This is a genomic window from Asticcacaulis sp. P4_H10, assembly GCF_056400965.1.
The window spans coordinates 902,543-915,918 of record NZ_JBFUKH010000001.1; the positions used below are offsets into that span (position 1 = coordinate 902,543).

Sequence of the window (13,376 nt, forward strand, 5' to 3'; positions counted from 1 at the left end):
GAAAACCGCTGCACACTTTTCGGCAGATCACTTGGTTACTTGGCCATCTTGCTCTTGATAATGCCCATTAGCGGGCTGTCGAGCGGCACCTTGTCGCCCTTACCCTGTTCACGCAGGTAGTAGACCTGCCCGGCAGGGAAGGTGGGAGGGATCTCGTAGTCCATGGCCTCCCAGACGTCCTCGCGATAGCTGTAGAAGGCCCAGTGCGCGCCGTGGCCGTTCAGCGTGTCCATCACGTCGCCGAGATAGGCGCCACAGTCGGTCCATACTCGCACACAGCCGAACTCCCCCGCGACCATGCGGTTTTTGGGCACGCCGTAGACGTAAGCCCATTCGAACGGCACACTGAGAAAATCCTGCATCGCCGCCTTGTCGAAGGTCAGGGACTTGCCGCCCCATTCGGCGGTTGACCCCGGGTAGGGCAGTTGCGGCTTGCGCTTGATTTGCGGCGAACTGGTGATGTTCCAGGGCTCGTACATGTGGAAGGCGTAGAGCACCTTGTCGTCGCTCAACGGCGTCCAGTAGCTGAAGCTCCAGGCATTGGCGTACCAGCCGCCATCGACCATGACGGGCGTATTGCTATCGACTTCGCGAATCGCCTTGATCAGGTGTTCGTAGAATGCCGGCAGGTCGTGGGTCGTGCCCTTATGCTTGGTGTACCACGCCAGGCGCACCTCCGGGGCGGCGTGTTCGTCCAATCCCATGCCCTTTTCCGGCGTTGGTTCGTTGATGAGGTTATAGCCTGCAATCGCCGGATGGCCTTTCAGCGCTGTCGCCAGGTCGCGCCAGAAGGCAGCCGACTGGTCCCAGTATTTGCGGTCCTTCCACAACCTGTCGTCTTGTTTGTTATCGTTCTGCTGGACCCAGCGGTCGCCAGGCAGAGAGAGGGGTACGATGACGACCTTGACGCCGGCGGCATAGGCTGCGTCGAGCGTCTTTTTGAGCAGGGCCAGATCGGAGGCCGGAATGCTTTTATAGTCGTCGGCATCGCCGATCAGGAAGTCGTGGCCTTCGCCCTTCCACTTGGAGAAGGTTAGGCGGACCCAGGTCGCGCCGGTGGCCCTGAGCGCCCGGAAATAGGCTGCGTCGGGCGCTTTTTCGTTGAAACTGTTACCACCGTGACGCGGCGTGTCCCAGAAGGTGATGTCAGCAGCCGCCACCGGCGTGGCGATCAACAGCGCGGCCGCGCATAGGCCCGCAAAAAATGAACGCATGCCGTCTCTCCCGTGATGCTTTTTGCCATGATGACGCAAGCCGGCATGCCTGCCAAGGTCAGGACTGTACGGGCAGGCCCGCAGCCATCCACGCCCGGATGCCGCCCGCGAGGTGTTCGTGGATATCGACCCCGGCTGCCTGGGCCTGGTTGGCGGCCGTGACCGAGCGTACGCCACCGGCGCACGACAGAACCACGCGCTTGCCGGGTTCCGAAGGCAGGGCGGCGGGATCGAAAGTCGACAGCGGCAGGTTGATCGCGCCACCAATGCGGACAGAGTCGAACTCATGCGGTTCGCGCACGTCGACCAGCAAGATTTCACCGGCGTCGAGCGCGGCTTGGACGGTTTCGGGGCTGAGATCGATGACGCCGGCCATGCAGGCCTCCTGTGTGCAAAACGCGATGCATGCGTTTTCCGGCGCGGAACCGCCGATGTCAACCAGAATGCGGCGCACTTTTCTGCTGTTTTTGCAGCCGGATAGCGCTAACAGGTTCGTTCAACTGACGCGACCCGAAGCGTCCGGAGACAATCATGCTGAAACTGAAAGCCCTTGCGGCTGCTGCTTCTCTGTTTGCCATGGCGGGGAGTGCTCTGGCCGAACCGACGCTCTATGACTGGAGGACGATCCCCCTGGGCGGCGGTGGCTTTGTCGATGGCTTCCTTTACCATCCGACGGCTAAGGACATCCTCTATGTCCGCACCGATGTCGGCGGATCGTACCGCTTCGATTATGCCAGCAAACGCTGGGTGCCGCTGATGGACAGCTTCGGCAGGGATGACTGGGACTGCTTCGGCACACTGGCCCTGGCGGTCGATCCGCAGAATCCCGACCGGCTCTACGCCACCTGCGGCCTGTACCTGAACCCGCGCGCACCCGATGCCGACGTCATTCGCTCGGAAGATCGCGGCACGACCTGGCAGAAGACGGCCCTGCCGTTCAAGCTGGGCGGTAATGCATTGGGACGTGGCACCGGTGAGCGGCTAGTGGTCGACCCCAAGAATGGCGACCGCATCTTCCTGGGCACAAATCGCGATGGCCTGTGGGTGAGTAATGACCGCGCTAAGTCTTTCCAGAAGGCCGAGGGCTACCCTGGCGCCGGGGTGACGTTCGTGCTGTTCGGTGACGGCGTCATCTATGCCGGATCAGGCACCAATGCGGCGGATGGACAACGGTCCGAGGGAGGCGGCGTCTTCTGGTCGAAGGACGGCGGCAAGAGCTTCAGCCTGATCCCGGGATCGCCCACGCTCATCCCGCACCAGGCGGCGGTGGATAGTGATGGCACCTTGTATGTCACCTTCGCCGATGGCCTGGGGCCGCACGGCGTAACCAACGGCGCCGTCTATAAGCTGTCGTCGACAGGCGCATGGACGGATATCTCGCCGGCAACACCGACTAAAACGGTGACCTTCGGCTATTCCGGGCTGGACTTGCAGGGCGGCACGCTGGTGGTCTCGACCTCCAATCGCTATGCCTCATCGGACGATCTCTATGTCAGCCGCGACGGCGGCAAGACCTGGTCGGGCGTGGGTGCGCAGGCCAGGCACGACTACAGCCAGTATCCTTGGCTGATCAACTATATGAGCGGCGACGATGAGGACGCTGGCGCCCGCAACCATATGGGCCACTGGCTAGATGCGGTGAAGATCAATCCGCACAATCCGGACGAGTTGGTCTACGGCACAGGCTATGGCGTCTGGATGACCAAGAACCTGGGCCGCGTTGGCAAGGACGGCGAAGTCCGCTTTGACTTTGCCAATGATAATCTCGAAGAGACGGTCGTGCTTGGCCTCGAAAGCCCGCCTGAAGGCCCGCGTGTGCTGATGGCGGCCGGTGATATAGGCGGCACGGCGTTCGACGATATCTCGAAGACACCGTCGCACGGCCTGTTCACGCCGATGAACAAGACCAACCAGTCAGTGGCCTTCGCGGCGCTCAAGCCCAAGACGATCGTGCGCAGCGTCGATAACGAAACGGCGCGCGGCTATATCTCATTCGACGGCTCCGAAACCTGGCGGCCATTGCCGTCGGTACCGAAACCGCTCGACACGACCGACTGGCACGCCCACCGCGCCGGCAAGATCGTCATCTCGGCCAGGGCGACCTCGCTGGTCTGGGTGCCGGAGAATGAACCGGCATGGTTCTCGAAGGACCTCGGCAAGACCTGGGCGCCGTCGGCTGGTTGGATGGCGGCGGAGCGCGGCCAGGAAGCCATCGCCGACAAGGTGCTGGATGGTGTCTACTATGCCTATGACAAGAAGGCAGGAACGATCCTGATCAGCCGCGATCATGGCGCGACCTTTTCACCTTATGCGACAGATCTGCCGAAGCTCAGTGGTGGCGGGCAGTTGCGCGCCGTGCCGGGGAAAAAGAACGACCTGTTCCTGGCAGCTGGCGATGCCGGGCTGTTTCAGGTCCTGGATGGCCGGATCAAGATCAGGCTGGAAGCGGTAACCACCGCCTGGCAGGTGACCTTCGGCAAGGCGGCGCCGGGTAAAAAATATCCAACAGTCTTCCTTTGGGGAAAGGTCAATGGAGAGGAGGGGCTATGGCGTTCCATCGACGGCGGTCTGGCGTGGACGCGGATCAACACCGACGCCACGCGCTTCGGTCAGATGCGTGCGATTGCGGGTGACCCGAGGACCTTTGGCGTGCTGTATATTTCGCCCGATGGGCGCGGCACGATGGTGGGACGGCCGAAAAACTAAAGGTGTGGGGTCGTGAGCCCCACACCTTTTAATTTTAGTAGGTACGCGTCATATTCAGCACGAACGCAGGACCCAGGTGCACCACCTGCTTGCCGGTGTTCAGCTGTACCACGAACATCAGCTTGCCTTTTTCGTAGTCGGCATCGGCGATCGTCTCCAGCGTATACATCTTCCATTCCGAAGTCAGATCGAAGCTGCTTTCGCCGATGGCGCGGTAGGGCGCTTCATTGATCTGGATGCGGCTGGGGACGCGAACCGTGCCGCTGTCCGACGTCCCCTTGAGCCAGATCGCACAAACAAGCTTGTCGCCCTTGGTGATCTTCTGATTGACCTCGACCTGTGCCGCGCCGTCCCACGGATTGCCATTGCCGGTTGCCTTGATCTCGATGGCCTGGCCACCCTGGACCGAGGCGTCCTTGACCTTCTTGTTGGTCTGGCCCGAACCGTAGATCTGATACGATCCCACGTTCGGGTTGCTGACCAGACGCTTGGCGATATCGTCGTCGGCGTGGGCCGCGACGGGTGCCAGAATCAGCATGGCGGCAGCCGCCATGACGCTGAAAATCCTCATGTTTCCCTCCAGGTTTTTACGCAAACTTTTTTGGTTGGAGAGAAAAGCTACACCCGGTTAAGGATTTTGACCATAGGCATAGAGGCCGATCACCGTGCCGACAAAACCGCCAGCCTTGTTCGTTGACAAATTGGTCACATCGACGTCGCTGGCGACGTTTACCCCTTTACCGTAGCTGAAGGTCGCCTTGCCAGCCGTCACCTTGACGGTCAGGTTGAGGTCCTTGCCGGGCGAGGGGATCGACGCGACCGTCACGCCGTCGCGCGGCTCAGTCTTGCCGGCGCGCCGTGTGACTTCGAGCACATCCTTGCCATCGCGGCGGGTCAAACCGAAGAAGAGGTAAAAGTCGTCGTTCTGCAAGGCCAGGATACCAGCGCGGTCACCGTCCTTAAGCGGCTTGAAATCGACCTTGGCCGAGAAGGTCGCGTCCATGTGCTGCTGGCGCTGGCCGGTAAAGGCCGGGGCCGATTTGACATCGCCAAATGCTTCGGGCAACGCCTTCAATGTCACCGTCTTGCCGCCATTGCCGCTGGTCAGGAACGGCGTCTTTGGCGTCCGGACCTGCAGCCAGGTTTGGGGATTGTAGCCGGTCGTGCTGACGGTATTGCGGTGGCCTTTGGCCGCGCCTTTCGGCAGGTCCGCGACGTGCGGAATAGGCTTTCCGTGATCGAGAATGACTGGCCATTTGGCATCACCGTCCTTGACCCATTTCACGGGCAGCAGGAAGGTCTCGCGGCCGGTGTTGTAGAGGTCGCCTTCATAGGGCTGGGTGGCGAGGAATATCGAGTACCAGTCACCCGCCGGCGTCTGGACGAGGTCGGCGTGACCCGATGACGTCACCGGCGCGGGACGGTTCGGATCGAGATCACGCTGGGTCAGGATCGGATTTTTGCTCCACGGCTCATACGGTCCCCACACCGTTTTAGAACGCAGGATGACCTGAGAGTGGTTGACCGATGTGCCGCCTTCGGCAGCCATTATGTAATAGGCGCCATCGACCTTGTAGACGTGCGGGCCTTCGATCCAGACCGGCTTTTTCGAAATATCGACGCCGCCGTTAATGACCTGCTTTTTCGGGCCGGTCATGGTCTTGGTCTTGGGATCGAACTCTTGCATCCAGATCGCGCGGTGGCCCTGGTACAGCGTTTCGCCTTCGGGTGCGTCGTTCCAGACCATATAGGCCTTGCCGTCATCATCCCAGAAGATCGATGGATCGATACCACCGAAGGGCAGCCAGGTCGGATCGGACCACGGGCCTTTCGGGTCTTTTGCTGTAATGACGAACTGGCCTTTACAGTCGACGCAGGTGTTGACGATGTAGAAGGTGCCGTCGTGATGGCTGATCGCCGGCGCGAAGACGCCGCGCGACGTGGCCAGTCCCGAGAAGTCGAGCTGCCCCGGCCGGTCGATGGCATTGCCGATCTGCGTCCAGTTGATCAGGTCGGTCGAATGCCACACCGGGATACCGGGATAGTAGGCGAAGGTCGAATTCACCATGTAATAGTCATTGCCGACGCGCTCGATCGACGGATCCGGATAGTAGCCCGGAAGGATCGGATTTTCGTACGACTTGGACGGATCGAACGCCTTGCCATCGATGTGGCTCTGGCTATCGTAGCGGATATCGCTGAATACCGCCTGGCCCGCAGGGGCGGCGAGGGCGGGGGTGGCCGCGACCAGGGCGGCAAAGGCAATGGCGTATTTCATGATTATCTCGCGGGTGCTGCTTTGAAGGCCGCCGCAATGGCGTCGTAGATAGGCTTGGGTTTGCCGTCGGCATCGAAAGGTGTCGGCCGCAGCGGCAGTTTGTCGGCGCGCGGGGAGAAGCCCTGCAGCCAGGAATACCTGTCCGTGATCGTCCAGATCAGCACGTCCTTCACCTGCTTATAGCTGAGTGTCGCGTCGAGATATTCGCGTGCGACCTTGGCGGCCATGACATCGCGCGTTGCGATATCGGCCGGCAGGTAACGGTCATTGACGTCGAACTCGGTAATCAGCAGGTCGTAGCCAAGGCCAGTCACGCCATCGAGGAAGGCGCGCCACTCTGCGGCCTGTCCCAATGTCAGGTCGTGGTCGGTGCCGATGTGTCCCTGGACACCAAGCGCATCGACGGTAATCTTGTTGTCGTGGAACCAGCGCATCAGGGTCAGGACGCCCTGACGGTGCTTTTCACCGCCCTTTTCCCAGCCCATGTAGTCATTGTAGACGAGTTGCGTCTTTGGCAGGCGTTGGCGCGCCTCTTCGAAGGCTATGCGCAGGGCGTCCATGCCCAGGATGCGCGAAAAGACGTTGCTGCGCACCTCACCGGTTTCCGGATCGACCGTCTCGTTGACGACATCCCAAGACACCAGCGCGTCGCCATAATGGTCGGCCATTTTCGCGATATATTCGCGCAACATTTTTTCGGCGGCGGCCTTCGGATTTGGGCCGAAATCGTGCGACTTCAGCCATTGCGGAGTATATTCGTCGCGCGCCCAGAAAAGGGTGTGCCCGCGCATGGCGATGTTGTGAGATTTGGCGAAATCGTGGATGCGGTCCGCCGGCGCGAAGTTGTAATCCGTCGCATTCCTATTGTGCGTGACGTACATCTTCAGTTCGTTCTCGGGGACCATGATGTCGCATTCCCGCGCGATTAGTTCCTGCACCTGGGGGTCGTTCAGCGCCCCAAAACCTACAGCGGTCCCGAATCGGATGCCTTTGCTGCGCGCGATGGCGCCAAGTGAGCCGTCAGCGGCGCGTGCCTGACCGATGCCGGGGGCGGCTAAGGCCGCTGCGCCAAGCAGGCTCAAGGCATCACGGCGATTGACGGCGAATGGGGCGTAGGTCATGGCGATTTCCCTGTTGCGTTTTTTCTTGTTACCGCTAACACTTGCATCATCACGGCTTGACGTCAACACACCGGGCATGGACGTTAGGCCAAATCACGCAAATCTGTTTTACATCCCGGCAAGATCCCGTGCGAGGATCACCGAAAATAACCGTTCAGGGGAGACATCATGACCGAGTCCTTCAATCCGTCGCGCCGCGCCTTTGCTGCCGGCGTCAGCGCTTTCGCTCTGGCCATCAGCGCTGCCACGGCTGCCGGGGCCGCCGCCAGGAAAAAGGCGGCCAAGGGCGATACGCCGCTTTACAAGGACGCGTCAGCTTCAGTCGAGGCCCGCGTGGGCGACCTTCTGAAGCGCATGACTCTTGAGGAAAAAGTCGCCCAGTTGCTGTGTGTCTGGCAGAAGAAGGGTGACATCCAGACGGCCAAGGGCGATTTCGATCCGGTCAAGGCGTCAACCGTCTACCCGAACGGCCTGGGCATGATCGCGCGTCCGTCCGATCGCGTCGGTGTCAATGTGGCGACCGGTGCCGGCGACAACGGCGCCGTTCCCAATCGTGGCCCGGAAGAAACCGCAGTCTACGTCAATGCGGCGCAGAAGTGGGCTGTCGAAAAGACCCGCCTTGGCATTCCGATGTTCATGCATGAAGAGAGCCTGCACGGCTACGTCGCGCGCGAATCGACTTCGTTCCCGCAGGCGATTGCCCTGGCGTCGAGTTTCGATCCGGACATGGCCCAGCGGATTTTCAGCGTCTGTGCCCGTGAAATGCGCGCGCGCGGCGCCAACCTGGCGCTGGCGCCCGTCGTCGATGTGGCGCGCGATCCGCGCTGGGGCCGTATCGAAGAAACCTATGGCGAAGACCCGCATGTCTGCGGCGTGATGGGCAAGGCGGCCGTGCTCGGCTTCCAGGGCGACACCCTGCCGCTGGCAAAGGACAAGGTCTTCGCCACGCTCAAGCACATGACCGGCCACGGCGAGCCGCAGAATGGCACCAATATCGGCCCGGCACAGGTGTCCGAGCGCATCCTGCGTGAAGACTTCTTCCCGCCGTTCGAAAAGATCGTCAAGGAAACCAATATCGGGGCGGTCATGCCGTCCTATAACGAAATCGACGGTATCCCCTCGCACGCCAACAAATGGCTGCTCACTACCATTCTGCGTGGCGAATGGGGCTTCAAGGGCGTGACGGTCTCCGACTATTTCGCCATCAATGAAATGATCTCGCGCCACAAGCTGGTGGCCGACGTCACCGAGGCTGGCTATCGCGCCATCACCGCCGGTGTCGACATCGAGACCCCGGATGGCGCTGCCTACCCCAAGCTGGTGGACCTGGTGAAGGCGGGCCGGGTCAACGAGGCCGAAATCGACGCCGTCGTGCACCGTGTCCTGACGCTCAAGGTCGAGGGCGGCCTGTTCGAAACGCCGTATGTTGACGCCAAGAAGGCCGGCGCACTGACGGCCACGCCGGACGCCATAGCCCTGGCGCGCGAAGCGGCCTGCAAGTCGGTCGTCCTGCTCAAGAACAATGGCCTGCTGCCGCTCGACGGCAAGAAGGTCGGCAAGGTGCTGGTGCTTGGGACGCACGCCAAGGACACGCCGATCGGCGGTTATTCGGATGTGCCGCGCAAGGTCGTCTCAATCCTTGAAGGCGTCGAGGCCGAAGGCAAGAAGCAGGGCTTCGCTGTTGCCTATTCCGAAGCCGTGCGCATCACCGAACAGCGCATCTGGGGCCAAGACCAGGTCAATTTCACACCGGAAGCGGTCAATCAGAAGCTGATTGCCGATGCGGTCGAGGCGGCGAAATCGGCCGACACCATCATCCTGGTGCTGGGCGACAACGAAATGACCTCGCGCGAAGCCTGGGCCGACAACCACCTGGGCGACCGCGACTCGCTGGACCTGATGGGACAGCAGAACGACCTGGCCAAGGCGATCTTCGACCTGAAGAAGCCGACCGTCGTCTTCCTGCTCAATGGCCGCCCGCTGTCGGTCAATCTGCTCAACGAACGCGCCGACGCCCTGGTCGAAGGCTGGTATCTCGGCCAGGAAACCGGCTGGGCCGCCGCTGACATCCTGTTCGGCCGCGCCAATCCGGGCGGCAAGCTGCCGGTCACCGTTGCCCGCAGCGTCGGTCAGCTTCCGGTCTATTATAACCATAAGCCCACCGCGCGCCGTGGCTATCTGGCGGGTGAAACCAAGCCGCTCTATCCGTTTGGTTTCGGTCTCAGCTACACGACCTTCGACATCTCGGCACCGGCGCTCTCCGCTGCCACCATCGGAACGACGGGCACTGTCAATGTCTCGGTCGAGGTCACCAATACCGGCAAGGTGAAGGGCGATGAGGTCGTGCAGCTCTATATCCGCGACGACATTTCTTCGGTGACGCGTCCGGTCAAGGAACTGAAGGGCTTCAAACGCATCACGCTCGAACCTGGAAGCAAGCAGACCGTATCCTTTACCGTCACGCCGGCAGACCTGCAGTTCTACAATACGGACATGCAGCGCGTCGTCGAGCCTGGCACCTTTACGATCTCGGTCGGACCGAATAGCGTGGACCTGAAGACGGCGACCCTGACGGTCGCCTGACCGGAGGGGTATCATGGACAAGGAACGGCGGAACCTGCTCGCAGCGGCGCTGACGGGTGTGGCGGGCTTAGGCGTGGCAAGGGGGGCGGTGGCGCAGAGCCTGCCGCCGGCTCCGCCGTTGCCGACGATCAAGGGGGAAGCGCTGAACCTGGATACCATCAAGGCAGCTCTCAGCCGCGCCAGCGACAAGTCGCTGGGGCTCGAGCCTGTCGGCGAGGACTGGGCCAACCTGCATCGTTACCGCAAGGACAATGCGCGGGTGAAAGCCCTGCCAGCGTCGGCGCGTCAAGCGGTATTCATGGGGGACTCGATCACCGACGCCTGGCCCCGCAATGCGCCGGCCTTCTTCGAGAGCCACGGTTTTGTCGGGCGGGGGATCAGCGGCCAGGTCTCGGCCCAGATGGTGGTGCGTTTCGGCGCCGAAGTCATCGATTTCAAGCCGCGCGTTGTCCATATCCTGGCCGGGACTAATGATGTCGCCGAAAACCGCGACCCGTACGACCCCGACCAGACCGCGCGCAATCTGGCGGCCATGGGCGCCATGGCCAAAGCGAACAACATCCGCGTCGTCATGGGCTCGGTGCCGCCGGCGACCAGCTTTGCCTGGCGGCCGGAACGCGGCAATCGTGTCGCGGAGATCAAGGCGTTGAACGCCTGGATCAAAATGCACTGCCAGGCCAATGGCTTTGTCTATGCCGACTACTGGCCGGTGCTGGCCATGCCGGACGGCGCGCTGAAACCGCAGCTCGGCAGTGACAGCGTCCATCCGAATGCCGCCGGCTACGCCGCGATGGCGCCTGTTGCCACTGCCGCGATTACGGCATCTTTGAAAACCTGAGAGGCGAGATGATGTCGCGATCCCTGTTCATGATCCTGCGCGGTCTGGCGCTTGCCGCCGTAGTAACCATTGCGGGTATGTCAGAGAACGCTTTTGCTGCCTGTACGGGAACGGTGACGGTATGCCTTGAGGCTGTGCCGGGCGCGTTCCGGCTTGTCTCCGCCGGCAAGCCAGCCACCGTCTATGTTGATGCCGACGCAGCAGCGCCGGTCCTGCGCGTGGCTGCCGATTTCGCCGCTGACCTCGAGCGTGTGTCGGGCCAACAGGCAAAAGTCGTGAATTCGCTTGACGGCGTCAGCGGCGACGTGGTGATCGTTGGCCAGGCAGGGCAATCGGCCTTGGTCGATCGCCTCGTCAAGGGCAGTAACATTACCGGGCAATGGGAGGCCTATAGCCAGAGCGTGGTCAAGGCACCCGCCAAGGATATAGACCGCGCACTGGTTATCGCCGGCTCTGACCCGCGCGGCACGGTCTTTGGTGTCTATGATGTGTCGGCGAAGATGGGCGTGTCGCCGTGGTACTGGTGGGCCGACGTGCCGGTGAAGCGCCAGGCCGAGGTCTCGGTGACGGCGGGGGCGCGTTCCGACAAGCCGGTGGTGAAATATCGCGGCTTCTTTATCAACGACGAAGAGCCGGCCTTCGGCAACTGGGCGCGCGAAAAGTTCGGCGGCATTAATTCGAAACTCTACGCCAAGGTCTTCGAGTTGAACCTGCGCCTCAAGGGCAATTACCTGTGGCCGGCCATGTGGGGCAAGTCCATCGCTGATGACGATCCGGAAAGCCTGAATGTCGCAAGCGACTATGGCGTGATCCTTGGCACCTCGCATCATGAACCGATGACGCGCGCGCAGGTCGAATGGCATCGCCACACCGACGGCGGCGTCACGGGCGGCAAGTGGGACTATCGTACCAATGCCGAAAACCTGCGTAAGTTCTGGCGCGGCGGGATTGAGCGCGGCCTGGGCTCAAGCAGAGCTAGCGGTAGCTCAAACAAAAATGCCCACGAGAATCTTATCACGCTGGGTATGCGCGGCGATGGCGACGAGCCGATGACCGAGGGCACGGCGACCGCGCTGCTGGAGCAGATCGTTGCCGACCAGCGCACCATCATCGCCGATGTGACGGGGAAGCCGGCCGACCAGACGCCGCAAGTCTGGGCGCTCTATAAGGAAGTCCAGGATTACTACGATCACGGCATGCGCGCGCCGGACGATGTGACGCTTCTGTTCGCCGACGACAACTGGGGCCAGATCCGCCGTCTGCCCGATCCGAAGGCGCCGCCGCGCAAGGGCGGATACGGCATCTATTATCACTTCGACTATGTCGGTGGCCCGCGTAACTACAAGTGGCTGAACACCAACCAGATCGAGAAGACCTGGCAACAGATGGCCCTGGCGCGAGAGGCCGGTGCCGACCGCCTGTGGATCGTCAATGTCGGCGACATCAAGCCAATGGAATTTCCCTTGAGCTTCTTCATGGACATGGCGTGGAACCCCGACGCCATGACGCAGGAGGCGCTCAAGGCCTATCCGCAAAAGTGGGCGGCGCAGCAGTTCGGGCCTGAACAGGCCTGGGGCGTCGGCCAATTGCTGACGCGCTCAAACCAGTATGCCGCGCGCCGCAAGCCTGAATTGCTGAACCCGGACCTGTTCACGACGGATACCGATTTCCGCCGCATGACACAAAGCTATGCGAACCTGAAGCAGGGCGCCTATGAGATTGGCGCCAAGCTGCCGGACGACGCCCAGGACGCCTGGTTCCAACTGGTCCAGCATCCGGTCGAGGCCAATGCCAATCTATACGAACTTTACGATCGTGTGGCGCGCAATCACAGGCTGGCGGAGATCAATGACCCGGCTGCCAATGACGAGGCGACGGCGGCGCGATGGGCCTTTGCCCGAGACGGCCAGATTGCCGAACAGTACCACACGCTGCACGGCGGCAAGTGGAACCATATGATGTCCCAGACACATATCGGCTACACCTATTGGCAGCAGCCTGAAGCCGATGTGATGCCAGAATTGAAAGAAGTTCCGGCAGACGCCAAACCACCGGCCAGCATTAACGTGTCGCTGCCGGCAGCTGCGCCAGTTGTTGGCAAGGCCGGGCACTATGTCGAACAGAACGGCTTTGTCGCGATTGAAGCCCCGCACTACAGCCGCAAGTTCGATGGCGTCGCGAAGTGGACGACCATCCACAACCTCGGCCGCACGCTGGGCGCTATGCTGACCCTGCCGCAGACGGCGCCGGCCAGCGATCCGGTCAAGGACAAGGTACGGCTGGAATATGATATCCAAACCTCAAAAGACGCCGACGCGACCCTGCACGTCTATCTGACGCCAACGCTCGATACAGCAGGCAAGGGGGGGCTGAAGTTCGCCGTGTCGATCGACGACCAACTGCCGCAGGTCCAGAGTTTCAACCTGATCCCCGACAAGCCCGACTGGAATGCCGCTGTTTCTAACAACATCCATGTCGTCAAGGTGCCGCTCACAGGCCTGAAGGCCGGGCCACACACACTCAAATTCTACCGCATTGACGGCAATGTTGTGCTCCAGCGCCTCGTCCTGGATACCGGCGGCCTCAAGCCCACCTATCTCGGACCGCCGGAAAGCGCTGCTGCCAAATGAACTATC

Annotated in this window: 9 protein-coding genes; 4 read left to right on the forward strand and 5 right to left on the reverse strand. The window is 61.6% G+C overall.

Annotated elements, in window-relative coordinates; genetic code table 11:
* Nucleotides 1-35 precede the first annotated feature (35 nt).
* Nucleotides 36-1,214, reverse strand: coding sequence for a glycoside hydrolase family 5 protein (locus tag AC1DON_RS03940; RefSeq protein WP_476933421.1), 1,179 nt, complete (start codon nucleotides 1,212-1,214; stop codon nucleotides 36-38).
* A gap of 58 nt (nucleotides 1,215-1,272) precedes the next feature.
* Nucleotides 1,273-1,590, reverse strand: coding sequence for a rhodanese-like domain-containing protein (locus AC1DON_RS03945; protein WP_476933422.1), 318 nt, complete (start codon nucleotides 1,588-1,590; stop codon nucleotides 1,273-1,275).
* 155 nt (nucleotides 1,591-1,745) lie between these two features.
* Between AC1DON_RS03945 and AC1DON_RS03950 the strand changes: the two genes are divergently transcribed.
* Entirely contained in the window at nucleotides 1,746-3,920 is a 2,175-nt protein-coding gene (locus AC1DON_RS03950; protein WP_476933423.1) for a WD40/YVTN/BNR-like repeat-containing protein, read from the forward strand.
* Nucleotides 3,921-3,954: 34 nt separating this feature from the next.
* Here the strand turns inward: AC1DON_RS03950 and AC1DON_RS03955 are convergent, their stop codons facing one another.
* The 3 genes from AC1DON_RS03955 to AC1DON_RS03965 are packed head-to-tail and all read right to left on the reverse strand — an operon-like array spanning nucleotide 3,955 to nucleotide 7,319.
* Nucleotides 3,955-4,491, reverse strand: coding sequence for a carbohydrate binding domain-containing protein (locus tag AC1DON_RS03955; RefSeq protein WP_476933424.1), 537 nt, complete (start codon nucleotides 4,489-4,491; stop codon nucleotides 3,955-3,957).
* Between the two features lie 57 nt (nucleotides 4,492-4,548).
* Entirely contained in the window at nucleotides 4,549-6,198 is a 1,650-nt protein-coding gene (locus AC1DON_RS03960) for a glycoside hydrolase family 43 protein (protein WP_476933425.1), read from the reverse strand.
* 2 nt (nucleotides 6,199-6,200) lie between these two features.
* Nucleotides 6,201-7,319, reverse strand: coding sequence for an endo-1,4-beta-xylanase (locus tag AC1DON_RS03965; protein ID WP_476933426.1), 1,119 nt, complete (start codon nucleotides 7,317-7,319; stop codon nucleotides 6,201-6,203).
* A 168-nt stretch (nucleotides 7,320-7,487) separates the two neighbouring features.
* On the opposite strand from AC1DON_RS03965, the gene AC1DON_RS03970 reads away from it, so the two are divergent.
* Genes AC1DON_RS03970 through AC1DON_RS03980 form a run of 3 tightly spaced genes read left to right on the forward strand, consistent with a single transcriptional unit; the run spans nucleotide 7,488 to nucleotide 13,370 of the window.
* Entirely contained in the window at nucleotides 7,488-9,902 is a 2,415-nt protein-coding gene (locus AC1DON_RS03970) for a glycoside hydrolase family 3 N-terminal domain-containing protein (RefSeq protein ID WP_476933427.1), read from the forward strand.
* Between the two features lie 13 nt (nucleotides 9,903-9,915).
* Complete coding sequence (locus tag AC1DON_RS03975; protein ID WP_476933428.1) at nucleotides 9,916-10,740, forward strand: GDSL-type esterase/lipase family protein; 825 nt, start codon at nucleotides 9,916-9,918, stop codon at nucleotides 10,738-10,740.
* An 8-nt stretch (nucleotides 10,741-10,748) separates the two neighbouring features.
* Nucleotides 10,749-13,370 (forward strand): glycosyl hydrolase 115 family protein, encoded by a 2,622-nt coding sequence (locus tag AC1DON_RS03980; protein ID WP_476933429.1) that lies wholly within the window; start codon nucleotides 10,749-10,751, stop codon nucleotides 13,368-13,370.
* Nucleotides 13,371-13,376: the final 6 nt, after the last annotated feature.